Here is a 17,097-nt window from a genome sequence, read left to right on the forward strand (position 1 = left end):
CTCCGGGCAGTCGCTTTCCGCGGGCAACGCTTCAGCTTCCTCGGAAGAAACCCACTTCCTGCGGGATCTTCAGCTGTTGCTTTTCCCGCTGGAGTCGACTGCCCTGCGCTCCAATCAATAAGCTTAATAATTGAATATCAGTAATTTGATTCAGAAAGCCAAATCACAACGGAGGAAATACACGGAGACTCTAGCGGGAAAGCGAAGACGCTAAGACCCCACAGAGAGCGAACTTTGCGAGCGAGGAGGCTTAACGCGAGCCCGCGGAAAGCGAAGTGTATTTCCGGAGTGGCGATTACCACACTATAATTTTTATAAATAATTGACAGAAAAGCATAGAAATGAGGTAATCCACTTTGGCTTTTTCATCTTCAGAAAAACCGAAGATACTAAGATTCCACTAGCAATCGCAAGTAGTACCCTGGCTTAGCGCGAGCCCGCGGAAAGTGCAGTGTATTTCCTGAGTGTGGTAGCTCACCATAATTTCGGTAATTTTGGGCAGAACATATAAGCAGAAAAAATACACCTGCAGAAAGTATAGTGCATTTACCCAATCGGAGATAAAGCACCAATCGTTTCTAGTTACGTTGGAGCTTCTATCAAGCTAGCTTGAATTAAAACGACAAAGCTTAACGAAATGTGCCATTAACTAACATAATTGCCACATATCTGTCATATTACTCAATAAAAAATAGAAGGGGAGGACTATCCTCATCTATTTTTTTATTTTTTTCTATGGTAAAATAACAAAGATGCATATGCGAATAAAAATAAAGATGCAAACAATAAAGATATACTTAAATATGGAGGTACAGAAAGTTGAAACACAACAAAAAGAAAACTCTATCATGGATACTGGCAACATTGTTATTGATGACATCAATCATCATGCAGCCAGTCACTGCAAAAGCCGAAACATTTGATTTAAAGGCTCAATCAGCTATTCTTGTCGACGGTAATACTGGGAAAATCTTATATGCCAAAAGCCCGGATGTAGCACTGCCACCAGCAAGCATGACAAAAATGATGACAGAATATCTTGTATGGGAAGCTATCGAAAACGGGGAAATCACCTGGGATACGACAACACAAATTAGTGATTATCCATACAGCATCTCTGCAAATAACGACTTTTCCGGTGTCGGATTAAAACAGCAGCAGGATTATACTGTTCAGGAATTATATAAAGCAATGGCGATTAATTCCGATAATGCGACCACTATTGCCTTAGCTGAACTGATAGCAGGTTCGGAAGGTGAATTTGTCAAGATGATGAATCAAAAGGCAGAAGAAATGGGATTGACTGAGTATAAATTTGTAAATGCCACTGGGCTTGATAATGAAGACCTTGGCAATAACCATCCAGAAGGCACAGATCCGAACGGAACCAATTTGTTATCCGCCCGTTCTGCTGCATTGCTGGCATATCATCTGGTAAATGATTATCCGGAAGCCTTGGAAATATCAAAGGTACCTGAAACAGAATTTGATGGACAGACTATTACAAACTGGAACTATATGCTCCCACATGAAGGAGCCAACTTAGGTCAATTTTTCTATGAAGGTGTAGATGGATTAAAAACCGGTTACACGGATCTTGCCGGCTATAGCTTTACAGGGACAGCTTTGAGAAATGGTCAGCGACTAATCTCTGTTGTTATGAAAACAGGAAGTGAAACACAACGCTTTGAAGAAACTGCCAAGTTACTGGATCATGGCTATAATCAATTTAAGACACAGGAATTGTTCCCTGCTGGCCATCAGCTTGAAGGACAAGAGACTTTACCTGTTGCAAAAGGAAAAGAAGATGCCGTTAATGTTTCATTAAGTGAAGGATATACGGTTCCTATCCAAGCAGGTGAAGAAGATTCCTATAGCCTTGAATATCATATTGATGAGGATAAATTAAATGAAGATGGCGAATTGATCGCTCCAATCGAGCAAGGAGAAGTAATCGGATCAGCAGAATTGGTATTTGATGGCGAAACGGATTATGGTTATATTTTCTCCGGATCAACCGGGCAAATCGACCTTGTGACAAATGAGGCAGTGGAAAAGTCCAATTGGTTGATGCTTTCATTAGGAGCAGTTGGCGATTTCTTTGCTAATTTATTCACCACTTCGGTGGATTGGGTTAAAGGATTGTTCAGCTAAGCAGCAATTGATCCAGATCTCAGATAGTGACGGAATCAGAAAGACTTGCATCTTTAACTGAAATTGATTATGATAACAATAATTAAATGCAAATGTATTGATAGGAAGCAGTAGCAGTATGTCTTACTCAAGAGAGCCGATGGCTGGTGGGAATCGGTGTCAGATAACTGTGAATCCATCCTTGAACTGGTTTATGGAAAGGATTATATCCGAAGTAAGTAAACCCGGTTAAGTACCGTTAAAAACTGTGAGCCGGAAGATCTTGCATCTTCAACAAGGGTGGCAACGCGGGAATTATACTCTCGTCCCTATTTACAGGGACGGGAGTTTTTTGTTTTCTTTTAAATAACTGCAGAAATGGAAAAAGGAGGAATTTTCATGCTGGACATGAAGTATTTACGAACTAATCTTGAAGAGGTACAGCAAAAACTTTCACATCGTGGGGAAGATCTGACAGAATTGGCCAAGTTTGGTGATCTGGATGAAAGGCGCCGCGAGCTGATTGCAGAGACAGAAGCTCTTAAGGCAGAGCGAAATGAAGCGACCAAACAGATTTCTGTATTAAAGAAAGAGAAAAAGGATGCCGAACCTGCTATTAAAGAAATGCGTCAAGTAGGTGAAAAAATTGCCGTGCTTGATAAAGAGTTGAAGGAAATAGAGGAAGAGCTGCAGCAGATCATGCTGTCAATTCCAAATATTCCTCATGAAAGTGTCCCTGTGGGTGAGAGCGAAGATGATAATATTGAAGCGCGTAAATGGGGAAATGTGCCGAATTTTGATTTTGCCATACAGCCACACTGGGATATTGCTACAAACCTTAACATCCTGGACTTTGAGCGTGCCGGAAAGGTAACAGGCAGCCGTTTTGTTTTTATAAAGGATTAGGTGCAAGGCTTGAACGTGCTTTATTGAACTTTATGATGGACCTCCATGCAGAAGAACATGGTTACACGGAAATGCTGCCGCCGTCCATTGTCAACCGAGCTAGTATGACGGGAACAGGCCAGCTTCCTAAATTTGAAGAAGATGCCTTTAAACTCGAGAATTGGGATTATTTTATGGTCCCGACAGCTGAAGTTCCTGTCACCAATTATCATCGTGATGAAATATTGAGCGCTGAGGAATTGCCGAAGAAATATGTAGCATATAGTGCGAGCTTCCGTTCAGAAGCCGGTTCTGCGGGACGCGATACTCGCGGGTTGATCCGTCAGCACCAGTTTAATAAAGTGGAGTTGGTTAATTTTGTGAAACCAGAAGATTCCTATGAGGCATTGGAAACCTTAACGGGCGCTGCTGAAAAGGTGCTGCAGCTGTTAGAATTGCCATATCGCGTCATGAGCATGTGTACAGGAGACCTGGGCTTCACTGCAGCCAAAAAGTATGATATAGAGGTTTGGATTCCAAGTCAGGACACGTACCGTGAAATCTCTTCTTGCTCCAATTTTGAGGATTTTCAGGCGCGCCGTGCTGGTATTCGCTTCCGCAGAGACGCAAAAGGAAAACCTGAATATGTGCATACGTTAAATGGTTCCGGCCTTGCAATTGGCCGTACGGTTGCTGCTATTCTGGAAAATTACCAGCAGCAGGATGGAACGGTGATTGTACCGGAAGTACTTCGCCCATATATGGGAGGAAAAGAGATCATTCAGTAAATGACATGATAGGGGAGGCAGCTGCTTCCTCTCTTTTTTTGCTGATTCTGGCAGTCGATGAACCCCTTATCCGTATGCCGGTAAACGACTATCCAGAGTGGAAATGGAACATCCAAAAAAATATCAAAAAATAATTGACAACAAATTTCGAGCATGTTATATTAATTCTTGTCGTTATACGGAGGTATACCCAAGTCCGGCTGAAGGGATCGGTCTTGAAAACCGACAGGCGGGTCAAACCGCGCGGGGGTTCGAATCCCTCTACCTCCTCCATTTTTATTTATGTGGCTAACGATTGGAGACCATTCTTAACTTTAAGAATCTGGCAAACAAAACTTTACATAAGAGATCAAGAAGCAGTTCAATTAGCGCCATAATTGGACTGCTTTTTTTAGGCTCTTTTCGTAAGTATTGTTGTTATTTCTAACTCTGTATTTGATGAAAACTGCGACGTAAGTAGAAATCATTGGTGCTTTATCCGCACTCCGGAAATACACTTCGCTTTCCGCGGGCTCGCGCTAAGCCAGGGTACTACTTGCGTTTACTTCTTTGTTCCCTTGCACCGAGGAAGCATACTGCGAAGCGTAACTAGAAGACGCAGGTGCATCTAGCGGGGTCTTATCGTCTTCGCTTTTCCCGCAGGACAAGGAATGCTTCATCAGCAATGCATCGCACGCAGAAATTGCGAATGCAATTTCAAGGAGTCTCCGTGTATTTCCTCCGTTGTGTTAAGCGGTCCAGCATCTTAACATAATTAATTATTAAATTTCTAAATAATCATGTCTTTGAGATGGAGCGGAAATCGGCTGTTGATGGTACGTCGCATTTTATATGTTTTATGTAAAAACAACAAACTTTGAGAAAACAGCCTTTTTTTATTCCTGCGGCGGCCTTTTTGAAATATATCGTCTCCTTGACAAAACAGTAGCCATTGATTATAGTTCAAGCAATAAATGAATATTCAAGACGGTGATTAGGCCAGTAATACATAGTTTGTCCGATAGAGGACTGTGTTACCAATTAGAGATGGGCTTTTATGCCAAATTAGGTGGTACCGCGGAAAACTGATTCCGTCCTTTTAGCAGGATGTGACATCGGTTTTTTTAATTTTGGGGAGGTAAAAGGATGGATAGGAAAATTGCATTTATAGGAGCCGGTTCCCTTGCGGAGGCACTCATTGCGGGGATTATCAAAGCAGAAGTGGTAGTAAAAGAGAATATCTATGTCACCAATAAAGACAATACGGAGCGGCTAGCCTATATACAGGATCGTTATCAGGTTCAGTGCAGCGCATGGAAAGAGGAGCTGACAAGGAATGCGGATATCATCATTTTAGCCATGAAGCCACATGATGCTAAGGCATCTTTAGCATCGATCAAAAGCTACCTGAACAAGAACCAGCTGATTATTTCTGCCATGGCAGGAATTACCGCAACAGATATCGAGCATGCCGCCGGGCTGAACATTCCCGTTGTGCGCGTAATGCCTAATACATCCGCACTTATCGGGAGTTCTGCGACCGCCATTTCTCCTGGTAGCTATGCTAATGAGGACCATATACAGCTGACAGATGAGTTATTCCAGACCGTTGGCATCACTAAGATTGTCGATGAAAAGGATATGCATACCGTCACCGCCATTTCTGGAAGTGGGCCTGCATATATCTATTATTTAGTGGAAGCGCTGGAGAAAGCAGCTATTGAAGCGGGACTTGATCATAACACCGCCTCCGAATTAATTGCCCAAACAGTGATTGGCGCCGGGGAAATGCTGCAGCAGTCAGGCGAGAAACCGGCAGTGCTAAGGAAAAATATTACGAGTCCTGGTGGTACAACTGAGGCAGGGATCAATGATCTGAAACACCACGGCTTTCAGGAAATGATTGCTTCCTGCGTTAACCATGCCAGGAATCGTTCCATCGATCTAGGCAAAAATTAAAAGGATGCTCCGTCTATGGAGCATCCTTTTTAGTCTTACCTGTATTGGTATTACTTGATTAATTCTTTTCGCGTGTGGCGTCTGGAGTGCTGCATGAAGGACCCGACCTTCTCCAGAATCTGTTCAATGGAATCTTCTTCCTTCATTAGATCATAATCGGAAATATTGATTCGCAAGATGGGACATGCGTTAAAATTATCGATCCAATTATTGTAACGTTTATACATCTCTTCCCAATAGCTGACAGGTGTGCTTTTTTCCATCTCACGACCGCGTACTTGAATCCTGCTTAATACTTCTTCAAGAGATCCTTCCAAATAAATAAGCAGGTCCGGATGCGGGAAGTAGGGTGTCATCACCATTGCCTCAAACAGATGGGTATAGGTCTCATAATCTGTTGGTGACATGGTTCCTTTGTCGTAATGCATTTTGGCAAATATCCCTGTATCTTCATAGATGGAGCGATCCTGGATGAATCCTCCGCCATACTCAAACATTTTCTTTTGTTCCTTAAAGCGTTCTGCAAGGAAATAGACCTGCAGATGAAAACTCCAGCGTTCGAAGTCATCATAGAATTTTTCCAGATACGGATTTGTATCCACTTTCTCAAAAGAAGTTTTAAAATTCAATGCATTTGCAAGTGCCTTTGTCATCGTTGATTTCCCAACTCCAACAGTACCGGCAATTGTGATGACACTGTCATTTGGGATATGGTATTTGTCTCTTAAATTCATGTAGGCTTCCCCTTTGTTATCTTTTAATCGCTGCATTGTCTAAATGGTTATTAACCATCTTGATAATGTTATCCAGATCATCCTGGTAATGGACAAAATCGGTTGTATCCCCATTAATCCGAATCACTGGTATTTCGGGATGCAACAATTCAAATTCATTCATAAAATCCTCGTAATCATGTGCAAGCTGTTCCAGATAGGAAGTCTTAATATTTTGCTCGATATCTCTTCCACGCTTGCGTATGCGTTCCAAAATGGTATCCAGACTTGCATTCAGATAGATGAGCATGTTGGGAACAGGCATATCAGCGGTAAGTATTTGATAAATTTGCTCGTACTTTTCAAACTTGTCCTGCTGTAAAGTACGCTTTGCGAAAATCATATTCTTTGATATATGGTAATCAGCAATAACTGGTTTACTGGAATTCAGGTATTTCTTCTCTATATCTTCCAACTGTTTATAACGATTGCATAAAAAAAACATTTCCGTCTGGAAACTCCATTCATCGATATCATTATAAAATTTGCCAAGGAATGGATTTTCCTCAACAATTTCTTTTAATAAATGAAAATCAAAATGACTGGATAACTTCTTTGCGAGGGATGTTTTCCCTATGCCAATCGGTCCTTCAATTGCAATGAACGGCACTTCTGCCATCGCTATTCCTCCAATCACGGTTACATAGACAGATGTCTTATATTTTATCATAGAATGTTCCCTTCTACTATAAGAATAGAAGAATTTACAATCTGATAAATTTTTAGTATAATGGGTTATGTTCTCTGAAAAATCTGGCCTCGTAGCTCAGGGGATAGAGCATCGGTTTCCTAAACCGTGTGCCGCAGGTTCGAATCCTGCCGGGGCCACCACTTTTTCAAGCATATCCTTTTCCTCTATCCATCACTTTGTTTATTGCATCTTTATCACATATTACCAGTCAATCTATATATAGAGAGGACAAACTACATGAGTCTAACAAAAAAGATTATAATTGCCCTCATTCTAGGGATTATTGCGGGGATAGCCCTAACATTTGCATCCGATAAGGTTTTTACAGGACTTGATACATATTTACTTGGCCCGGTCGGCGAAATATTTATTAATTTAATAATGATGCTTGTCGTGCCGCTGGTGTTTGTTTCGATCACACTTGGAACAGCTGGAGTTGGCGATCCGGCCAAGCTAGGGAAAATTGGTGTTTCTGCGGTTACCTTTTTCCTTATCAGCACAGCAATTGCGATTGCAATCGGATTGAGTATCGGTTATATCCTGGAACCAGGTAAAGAAGGCGTGTTTGATGTCGAAAATGCTGAATTTGAGGCAGAGGAAGTACCGCCTGTAATGGAAACATTGGTTAATATCATTCCGGATAATCCAATTGCATCGATGGCTTCCGGAGAGATGCTGCAAATTATTGCATTTGCCATTTTCATAGGGGTAGCGCTGGCATTCCTTGGAGAGAAAACAGCTGGCATCCGTAGCTTATTCGAACAGGCAAATGAAATATTGAATTGGCTTGTAAATACTGTCATGAAAGCAGCTCCGTATGGTGCCTTTGCATTAATCGCTTCGTCTATCGGGGATGCTGGTCTGGACGCACTTGGATCGATGGCGATGTATCTGGTTGCCGTGATTCTCGGTTTATTCATCCATGGTGCATTTACGTATAGTCTCGCTATTTGGGGACTGGGAAAAGCAAATCCGCTTCATTTCTATAAAGCGTTCTTCCCGGCAATGTCTGTAGGTTTCAGTACATCAAGTTCCAATGCATCCTTACCGATTGCTATGAAAACACTTCAGGAAAAATTGGGAGTGAAAAAAGAAATCAGCACTTTCGTCCAGCCCTTGGGTGCAACGATCAATATGGATGGTACGGCAATCATGCAGGCTGTTGCAACAGTGTTTATTTCACAGGTTTATGCCATACCATTGGATTTCACTGATTTGCTCATGGTCGTTTTAACGGCGACGCTGGCAAGTGTGGGAACGGCTGGTGTGCCGGGAGTTGGTATGTTAATGCTTGCCATGGTACTGAGCCAGGTTGGTCTTCCGGTAGAAGGAATCGCACTGGTAATCGGTGTTGACCGTCTGCTTGATATGCTGCGCACCTCTCTAAATATTACAGGGGATGCAACATGTGCATATATTATCTCTGAAAAAGAAAAGCGCAAGGAAATGAAAGCATCCTGACAATAGAAGTTGGCCCTCCCTTAAGTATGGGAGGGCTTTTTAATTGGACAGCATCTTTTTTTAAATTTAAGGCTGTTTTCTCAAAGATTGTTGTTTTTCCCACTGTACTTCCTTGGCTTCTAACAACCATCTCAAATTATTTATGACTTTATTCTATAAAGAAGGCAGTTAGTAAATACGATAACTGCTCCGGCCGATTTCCACTCCAGGCAGTCGCTTTCCGCGGCGGGCACTCTCAGCTTCCTCGGAAGAAACCCACTTCCTGCGGGATCTTCAGCCGTTGCTTTTCCCGCTGTACCTACTGGGATTTGACCAACAATCTCAAATTGTTTAAGGATTTATTATAATACAATCGAATAAGAATAAAACTCAAAAATACGATACCTGCTTCGGCCGATTTTCGCTCCGGGCAGTCGCTTTCCGCGGGCAACGCTTCAGCTTCCTCAGAAGCAAGCCCGGCTTCTTGCGGGATCTTCAGCTGTTGCTATTCCCGCTGGAGTCGACTGTCCCTGCGCTCCAATCAATAAGTTTAATAATTGAATATCAGTAATTTGATTCAGAAAGCCAAATCCCAACGGAGGAAATACACGGAGACTCCAGCGGGAAAGCGAAGACGCTAAGACCCCACAGAGAGCGAACTTTGCGAGCGAGGAGGCTTAGCGCGAGCCCGCGGAAAGCGAAGTGTATTTCCGGAGTTGGGATAAAACACCCATCATTTATTGTCTGTTTCCATCAAATATAAAGTTAGAAATAACAACAATACTTACGAAAAGAGCCAAATTTAAAGACGAAATACTTTAAAATTGTCACAGAATGTTCTAAAATAGAATCAGTTACCTAAATGTTTTAACTATTTTATGTAATTAGAAATGTAATCGTTTGCAAATTCTAACATGGGGTGATGAAATGGATATGCAAGTTGTGCCTGCAAGAGAAGGCGATCATAATCTGAAAGACTATGAAAAAGCGCGGGAAAGTTTCAATTGGGAAGATGTTAAAAAGAATTTCACATGGCATTCAACAGGAAAAGTAAATATGGCATATGAGGCAATTGACCGGCATGCAGCAGATCCAGCAAAAAGGGATAAGGCTGCTTTACTTTATTCCTCTCCGGACAGAGAAGAGAAGGTAACATTTGGGCAATTGAGCGAGCAAAGCAACCAGTTTGCAAATGTCCTTAGGAAATATCAGGTGAACAAGGGGGACCGTGTATTTCTTTTCATGCCGAGAGGTCCTGAGTTTTATGCTGCATTCTTTGGTATTTTAAAAATAGGAGCGATTGCCGGACCATTATTTGAGGCCTTTATGGAGCAGGCAGTAAGGGATCGCCTTCAGGATAGTGAGGCAAAGGTACTGATTACAACCCCTGAACTGTTATATCGTGTGCCCCAGAAAGAACTTCCAGACCTGGAAAAGATAATCCTGGTCGGGGAGAGCAATGAAGCGGATGATCCGTATATTGATTACCATAAGGAGATGGAAGCAGCATCTGTTGACTTTTCCATCGAATGGGTGGATTTGGAGGATGGTATGCTGCTGCATTACACTTCCGGATCTACCGGCAAGCCAAAAGGAATACTGCATGTTCATCATGCAATGATTCAGCATTATGCAACAGCTGAATGGGTGCTCGATTTAAAGGAAGACGATGTATACTGGTGTACTGCCGACCCTGGCTGGGTAACCGGAACAAGCTACGGGATTTTTGCGCCTTGGCTGCATGGCATTACGAATGTGATCAGGGGCGGCCGGTTTACACCGGATGATTGGTATAAGACTTTGGAAGCAAATCAGGTAACTGTATGGTATACGGCACCAACAGCATTACGGATGCTTGTAAGCTTTGGGGAAGAGGCAGTTAAGAAATATGATCTCTCATCGCTCCGCCATGTCTTAAGTGTCGGTGAACCGCTTAATCCGGAAGTGATCACATGGGGGTTGAAGGCGTTCGATTTACGGATTCATGATACATGGTGGATGACAGAAACGGGAGCACAGTTGATTGTTAACCTGCCAGCATTGGAAATACGGCCGGGTTCGATGGGGAGGCCAATACCGGGTATCGAGGCATCGATAGTCGACAATGAAGGAAATGAAATTCCTCCGAATCAGATGGGCAACCTTGCAATTAAAGAAGGCTGGCCGTCCATGATGCGGCAAGTATGGAAAAACCCATCTAAATACGAAAGTTATTTTATCAATGGCTGGTATGTGTCCGGGGATAGCGCTTACCGTGATGAAGACGGCTATTTCTGGTTCCAGGGCCGATTGGATGATGTTATCAATACTTCGGGTGAGCGTGTCGGACCATTTGAGGTGGAAAGCAAATTGATTGAACATCCAGCAGTTTCTGAAGCAGGCGTAATCGGCAAGCCGGATCCAGAGCGAGGCGAGATAATCAAGGCCTTTATCACATTAAATGACGGCTATGAGAATACGAGTGAATTACTGGAGGATATCCGCAAGTTTGTCAAAACGGGATTAAGCGCCCATGCTGCACCAAGGGAAATTGAGGTGAAGGACAGCATCCCTAAGACAAGAAGCGGTAAAATCATGCGCCGGCTCTTGAAGTCATGGGAGTTGGGACTGCCGACTGGCGATACATCCACATTGGAAGATTAACAATGGCAACCTTGGTTTCTGTCACTAGATTTAGCGGTGGAAACCAAGGTTTTTCCTTTTTATCAATTGTTTGGTGTTCTATACTAGGTGTATGAACAAGCAGAGGAGAACATCCACAATGGAAAAGCGACAGCACTTGCAAACAGTGAATAAAATCCATTATTATCCTGGCACCCCGATTCGGATGCTGCCTGGAGATGTGCTTTATTCCCATAAAACAGCCCTGTCCTCTTTCCTTGTTGGGCACTCAGGGATTGTCGGTCTCGATTATCGGATCTACCATGTAAATAAATGGGGCAAAAAAGGACATGCCGACGAGATGCCGACGTATCTGAGCAGGCATAAACCAGGAGAAAGATTAACCATTTTGAGATCGGACGATACCATAAAGGCAAAAAAAGCTGCGGAATGGGCCATGGAACATATTGGATATGTAGGATCCTATGTCTATACAAGCGATCTGAAAGACATTGAGAACAATTATTGCTCCAAATTTGTCTGGCAGGCATTTTATTTTGGGAACGATGGTCAGGTTGATTTAACTGTCCGTGCGATAACAGAAGGAGCGCATCGCTATATCATGCCAGCTGAAATTTACCGGAATCTGATCAAAATCGGTATCTTTGATTATGATGTCCATATGAGGTAAAGATTTTTATCTGGAGACGGGCTATTTATCCTGGACCGGATAATAAGGTTATTTGCAGCATAGGAAAAAAGGACGTTTCAATTTCTGTGCAGTGGGAAAACTTATTATGAATCACTTAAAAGGAGGAGCGGATAATAATGGGTAAAAAAATAGCAACAGTCATAACAGATATGTTCGAGGATGTTGAATATACCAGTCCGGCAGATGCCTTTAAAGAAGCTGGTCATGAAGTGGTGACGATTGAAAAGGAAAAAGGAAAAGAAGTAACAGGGAAAAATAAAGAAGCTACCGTAACCATTGATTATGGTATTGATGAAGTGAATCCAAGTGACTTTGATGCACTGTTTATCCCTGGTGGGTTTTCTCCGGATCAATTACGTGCCGATGACCGTTTCGTAAAATTTACAAAACACTTTATGGATGAGAAAAAACCAGTATTTGCAATTTGTCACGGTCCGCAGCTGCTTATTACGGCAAAAACCTTGGAAGGCCGCGATGCAACAGGTTATAAATCCATTCAGGTCGATATGGAATACGCTGGTGCAAACGTAGCGGACAAGGAAGTTGTGGTCTGCCAAAACCAATTAGTGACAAGCCGTCAGCCGGATGATATCCCAGCGTTTAATCGTGAATCTTTAAATGTGTTAGCATAATATAACTAAAAAGGATCTCCAATTTTTACGTTGGAGATCCTTTTTTACTTGGTTTGGATAACATTGCTAAAATAACAACAGCGCTAACTCCAGCCCGAATACTTATTCAATTTTGGTAATGGTAAATTGGTCATTCAGCAATAGCCAGTTTTGAGGGAAGGCTAACCCAAGCTTCCAATAGGCAATCCCCAATAAATTGAACTCCCGGATCAGATCAAATTTTGCCTGGATGGACCTGGCATCCTCAAACCAAACCTCATGCTCCGATCCTTCTGTGCCGGTATAGGTAAAAAAAGGTGCCTGTGCTTCTTGATCATACTGGATAGCCACATTGTTTTCCCGGGCAATTGTAATTGCCTGCTGCGGACTTACAGCATCTGCTGCTGGCCCCCCTTCAACAAAGGGAAGTGTCCAGTCATAGCCATATAAATTTTGGCCCATTAATATTTTATTGGACGGGATTTCACTTGTGGCATATTCGATGACCCCTCTTACTTCGTTAATTGGCGACACAGCTAGAGGCGGTCCATAGCTATAGCCCCATTCATATGTCATCAGAACGACGAAGTCAACTATTTCCCCATGTGCAGCATAGTCATGTGCCTCATACCACTGTCCTGTTTGTTCAGCGCTTGTTTTTGGCGCAAGCGCTGTAGAAAGCAATAAATTTTGTTGGGATAGTCTTTCTCTTGCGCGGCGCAGGAAACGATTATATGCTTCCCTGTCCTCGGCAAGCAGAAATTCAAAGTCAAAGTGAACATCTTTAAATCCCCCTGCAGTTGCGGTGTTAACAATATTGTCCAGCAATGTATTTTGAACGGCTTGGACAGTGAGAATAATGTGCCCAAGCTCATCACTGAATCCACCTTCCTCCAGATTGGTTACAACCATTGTCATCGCAGTATTATTACTATCTGCCGTTTCACGTAAGTTTCCGATAGGTGGTGGATTCAATGAACCATCCCGATTGACCTGATAACTGAATAAGGCAAGATAGGTAAGATAGGGAGAGTTTTTTACTGCAGCATTTTCCAATGTTTCTGAAACGGTATCACCAAATGGTTCGATATACGCATAGGAAGTGATCGGCGGCTTATTTGCTTCTGGGATATAGAGACGAAAACCGACGGGTAGAGTAAGCTCAACCGGAATATTATTGATACGGGACAATTCCAGATACGAAATGCCAAATCGATTTCCAATCGAGTATAGACTATCGCCAGGCTGAACAAAGTAAAACTGACCAACAATCGGTATGACCAGTGCCTGCCCAACGACAAGATCATTAGGAGCATCGAGTTCATTGGCATCTGTAATGGCAGCAGCAGTTGAATTATATGTATTGGCAATGGAGGACAGGTTCTCTCCTTGGCTTACAACATGTATTTGCAAAAAACTTCCTCCTCTATTGTTTACTCTATAACAATGTTATGAGAAGGAATCATTGGATATGACTTAAACAGGATCAATATTTGCTTTCATGACAGAGTTCATCAGGTATAAGGCATAATCATTATTATCTTTACGCTCAGAAGCCATACAGTTTTTCGGCACGTGAATATCGTACATGTACATATAGGCATCCTTGGCGGAAAAAAGAATGCAAATATCTCCAGCTATTCCTGCCATGATCAAATCTGTCTTATCAAGTTCAGTGAGCAAGGATTGGAGTGGTGTCTGGAAAAATGCAGAGTGCTGTGGTTTAATCAGGAAGTAATCATTGTCATCAGGTTTCATGATCTCGATAATTTCACTGCTTTTTTCATTTTTGCAGTAATTGATGATTTTATTGAAATCTGCTTGCCATAAACCATAATGATCATTAACATAAATGAGAGGCAGGTCATTTTCTTTGGCAAACTTTTTCAGATTAATAAGATTTGGGAGAATCTCTTTTGTATGCTGAAACAGGTTGTCGCCCCCGTCAAAATCGAAATTATTAATGATATCGACAATGATCACTGCAGTCTTTGATAGTGATTTATCCATTTGAAATCTCCTTTATAGAAAACCATGATTAGCTTATTTATTTCCCTTTTACGGGTCTTTCAAACTATATAAAAAGAGTTGTGATGAGATGATAGATGAAAAATTTATGCAAGCTGCGATTGAAGAAGCCAAGAAAGCAAGGGCCTTAGATGAGGTTCCAATTGGTGCGGTCATTGTATACAGAGATGAAATTATTGCAAGAGGTTATAATCTGCGCGAATCCTCACAGACTACACTATCACATGCGGAAATGATTGCAATTCAGCAAGCCAATGAAAAAATGGGCAGCTGGCGTCTTGAGGAATGCACGCTTTATGTAACGCTGGAGCCTTGCCCAATGTGTGCCGGAGCCATTGTGCAATCTCGATTCAAGCGTGTGGTGTTTGGTGCTTCGGATCCGAAAGCAGGATGTGCGGGTACCCTGATGAACCTCTTGGATGAACCGAGATTCAATCACCAGGTGAAAGTGACAAGGAATATTTTAAAGGAAGAATGTGGTGCATTACTGACAGATTTCTTCCGGGAGCTTCGAATAAGAAAAAAACGACCGTAACCGGTATTTTCCATTGCATTTTTCTACACATATCGCTATAATAGTAAATACCGTGCTAAGCGGGGAGGTAGCGGTGCCCTGTACTCGCAATCCGCTATAGCGAGGCTGAATTCCCACTCGAGGTGCGGCGATTTTATGGTCTGCCTTAAGGGAGTGGTGTTGACGCCCGGGTCCTGCGCAACAGGAACCCATGAACCCTGTCAGGTCCGGAAGGAAGCAGCAGTAAGTGGATATTCTTGTGTGCCGTGGGGAAGCCTAGGCCGAGCCATGAACTTAAGTAACGCATAGGGACGTCGCATCGAAAGTGGGTGCACGGCTACATAGTAATCAAAAACCTTGCCATTCCATATGGTAAGGTTTTTTTGTTGTCCAGGAAATTATAAAATTTGCTAGATATGGTTCCTTTGCACCGAGAAATCCCACTTCTAAGCAATACCGGAAGCAGCAGGTGCATCTAGTGCTTATCATCTTTGCTTCACGCAGGACAAGGAGCGGAAATCGGCATAGCTTTTAACAAAGCATTTTCAACACTGCAAAAAGATAAAAACAGGTTATTTGAAATCGAATCGATATATATATATGATAGGTTTACTTTAAGAAAGAGTTCCGTCTTAACTTAAAGGACAACAATGTTTATAAAAAGGAGTGTAGATTCTATGGCAATGCTGCAAGCACCGTATACGCTGAAAGGCCTATCGTTAAAAAACCGAATTGTTATGGCTCCAATGTGCCAGTATTCTGTGGAGGCCAAAGATGGTATTCCGAATGATTGGCATTTCGTCCATTATGTCTCCAGGGCAGTAGGTGGAACAGGACTGATTATAATAGAAATGACGGATGTGGATCCAGACGGACGTATTACCGATTATGATTTGGGTTTATGGTCGGATGAACATGTACCGGCATTTAGAAAGATTGTGGACGGGGTCCATAAACAGGGTTCTAAAATTGGTATTCAAATTGCACATGCCGGACGTAAGGCGGAGGACGCAAATCCACCTGTTGGACCTTCCGACCTTCCAGTATCTGCAGACAGCAAAACACCGAGGGCATTAACAACCGAGGAAGTTAAAGCGACCATATCCCAGTTTAAGGATGCTGCAAGAAGAGCAGTGGAAGCGGGTGTCGATACAATTGAAATTCATGGAGCACATGGCTATTTAATCCATCAGTTCCATTCACCGGGGATTAATAATAGAGAAGATGAATATGGCAAAGACCTATCTAAATTTGGTGTTGAAATTATACAGGCGATGAAGAGTGTAATGCCTGAAGATATGCCATTGCTTATGCGAATATCCGCTGTTGAATATATGGATGGTGGATACGGATTGGACCATTCGATTGAAATGGCCAAAAAGTACAAAGAAGCGGGAATTGATATGTTCCATATTTCCAGTGGTGGAGAAGCAGCTCCTGGAGAAGTGAAACCGGCAAACCATCCAGGATATCAAGTACCTTTTGCCAGAGCTTTTAAAGAAGCGTTGGATGTTCCCATTATTGCAGTAGGGATATTGGAGAATCCATATGTGGCTGAAGCGACACTTGCCAATCAGGATGCTGAGCTTGTCGCAATTGGCAGAGGAATGCTGCAGGATGCCTATTGGTCCATGCATGCGCTTGAGGATGTAGCAAGACAAGTAGAGCCGCCGGTACAGTACAAACGAGCATTTAGAAAACATTTATTAAAATAGTGCAAATGGGCAGGTTTTCAATTTGGAAACCTGCCCCTTCTTGTATCCAAAGCATGCGCATCTAGTGGGGTCTTGGCGTCTATGCTTTTTTCTGAAGACAAAAAAGCCAAAGTGAATTTCCTATTACTATGCTGCTCTGTCAATTATTTAAAGAAATTATGGTGTGGAAATCCCCGCTCCGGAAATACACTACGCTTTCCGCGGGCTCGCGCTAAGCCTCCTCGCTCGCAAAGTTCGCTCTCTGTGGGGTCTTAGCGTCTTCGCTTTT

The 17,097-nt window shown here is 42.6% G+C and carries 13 protein-coding genes, 2 tRNA genes, 1 other RNA gene, 1 pseudogene and 1 other annotated feature; of the genes and pseudogenes, 13 read left to right on the forward strand and 4 right to left on the reverse strand.

Annotated elements, in window-relative coordinates:
- Nucleotides 1–819: 819 nt before the first annotated feature.
- From OMHG_RS05260 to proC, 5 genes and pseudogenes are all read left to right on the forward strand, one after another.
- The gene (locus OMHG_RS05260) at nt 820–2,154 is read left to right on the forward strand and encodes a serine hydrolase (RefSeq protein WP_010648926.1); all 1,335 of its coding nucleotides are present in this window, start codon (nt 820–822) and stop codon (nt 2,152–2,154) included.
- 88 nt (nt 2,155–2,242) lie between these two features.
- Nucleotides 2,243–2,467 (forward strand) — a binding site (T-box leader).
- A 65-nt stretch (nt 2,468–2,532) separates the two neighbouring features.
- Nucleotides 2,533–3,806, forward strand: a pseudogene (gene serS, locus OMHG_RS05265) (serine--tRNA ligase).
- A 5-nt stretch (nt 3,807–3,811) separates the two neighbouring features.
- Nucleotides 3,812–3,940 (forward strand): hypothetical protein, encoded by a 129-nt coding sequence (locus tag OMHG_RS19225; protein ID WP_272913369.1) that lies wholly within the window; start codon nt 3,812–3,814, stop codon nt 3,938–3,940.
- Between the two features lie 46 nt (nt 3,941–3,986).
- Nucleotides 3,987–4,079: transfer RNA gene (locus tag OMHG_RS05270), tRNA-Ser, on the forward strand.
- A gap of 852 nt (nt 4,080–4,931) precedes the next feature.
- Entirely contained in the window at nt 4,932–5,744 is an 813-nt protein-coding gene (gene proC / locus OMHG_RS05275; RefSeq protein WP_010648928.1) for a pyrroline-5-carboxylate reductase, read from the forward strand.
- Nucleotides 5,745–5,794: 50 nt separating this feature from the next.
- Here proC and OMHG_RS05280 read toward each other — a convergent pair whose 3' ends face one another.
- Complete coding sequence (locus tag OMHG_RS05280; protein WP_010648929.1) at nt 5,795–6,478, reverse strand: deoxynucleoside kinase; 684 nt, start codon at nt 6,476–6,478, stop codon at nt 5,795–5,797.
- Nucleotides 6,479–6,494: 16 nt separating this feature from the next.
- Complete coding sequence (locus OMHG_RS05285; RefSeq protein WP_044476801.1) at nt 6,495–7,136, reverse strand: deoxynucleoside kinase; 642 nt, start codon at nt 7,134–7,136, stop codon at nt 6,495–6,497.
- A 136-nt stretch (nt 7,137–7,272) separates the two neighbouring features.
- On the opposite strand from OMHG_RS05285, the gene OMHG_RS05290 reads away from it, so the two are divergent.
- The 5 genes from OMHG_RS05290 (at nt 7,273) to OMHG_RS05310 (ending at nt 12,593) form a co-directional block, all read left to right on the forward strand.
- Nucleotides 7,273–7,348: transfer RNA gene (locus OMHG_RS05290), tRNA-Arg, on the forward strand.
- A 97-nt stretch (nt 7,349–7,445) separates the two neighbouring features.
- Nucleotides 7,446–8,669 (forward strand): dicarboxylate/amino acid:cation symporter, encoded by a 1,224-nt coding sequence (locus tag OMHG_RS05295; protein WP_010648933.1) that lies wholly within the window; start codon nt 7,446–7,448, stop codon nt 8,667–8,669.
- Between the two features lie 906 nt (nt 8,670–9,575).
- Nucleotides 9,576–11,291: an acetate--CoA ligase gene (gene acsA / locus OMHG_RS05300; protein WP_010648935.1), complete on the forward strand. Its 1,716-nt coding sequence runs from the start codon at nt 9,576–9,578 to the stop codon at nt 11,289–11,291.
- 118 nt (nt 11,292–11,409) lie between these two features.
- Nucleotides 11,410–11,940: a C40 family peptidase gene (locus OMHG_RS05305; protein WP_010648937.1), complete on the forward strand. Its 531-nt coding sequence runs from the start codon at nt 11,410–11,412 to the stop codon at nt 11,938–11,940.
- A 137-nt stretch (nt 11,941–12,077) separates the two neighbouring features.
- Nucleotides 12,078–12,593: a type 1 glutamine amidotransferase domain-containing protein gene (locus tag OMHG_RS05310; RefSeq protein WP_010648938.1), complete on the forward strand. Its 516-nt coding sequence runs from the start codon at nt 12,078–12,080 to the stop codon at nt 12,591–12,593.
- Between the two features lie 102 nt (nt 12,594–12,695).
- Here the strand turns inward: OMHG_RS05310 and OMHG_RS05315 are convergent, their stop codons facing one another.
- Nucleotides 12,696–13,985, reverse strand: coding sequence for a glycoside hydrolase family 18 protein (locus OMHG_RS05315; RefSeq protein ID WP_010648941.1), 1,290 nt, complete (start codon nt 13,983–13,985; stop codon nt 12,696–12,698).
- 63 nt (nt 13,986–14,048) lie between these two features.
- Complete coding sequence (locus OMHG_RS05320; protein WP_010648943.1) at nt 14,049–14,582, reverse strand: cysteine hydrolase family protein; 534 nt, start codon at nt 14,580–14,582, stop codon at nt 14,049–14,051.
- 88 nt (nt 14,583–14,670) lie between these two features.
- Between OMHG_RS05320 and tadA the strand changes: the two genes are divergently transcribed.
- The 3 genes from tadA to OMHG_RS05330 all read left to right on the forward strand — a co-directional run bounded on the left by tadA (nt 14,671) and on the right by OMHG_RS05330 (nt 16,829).
- A complete protein-coding gene (gene tadA, locus OMHG_RS05325; protein ID WP_010648944.1) occupies nt 14,671–15,135 on the forward strand; it encodes a tRNA adenosine(34) deaminase TadA in 465 nt (154 codons plus the stop codon).
- Nucleotides 15,136–15,185: 50 nt separating this feature from the next.
- An RNA gene (ffs, locus tag OMHG_RS17770) (signal recognition particle sRNA large type) lies at nt 15,186–15,451 on the forward strand.
- Between the two features lie 340 nt (nt 15,452–15,791).
- Nucleotides 15,792–16,829 carry an NADH:flavin oxidoreductase/NADH oxidase gene (locus tag OMHG_RS05330; RefSeq protein WP_010648946.1) on the forward strand — a complete coding sequence of 346 codons (1,038 nt, stop codon included), beginning with the start codon at nt 15,792–15,794 and terminating at the stop codon, nt 16,827–16,829.
- The last annotated feature ends 268 nt before the right edge of the window (nt 16,830–17,097 follow it).

The sequence above is a fragment of the Oceanobacillus massiliensis str. N'diop genome, from assembly GCF_000285495.1.
Lineage (GTDB): Bacteria > Bacillota > Bacilli > Bacillales > Amphibacillaceae > Oceanobacillus > Oceanobacillus massiliensis.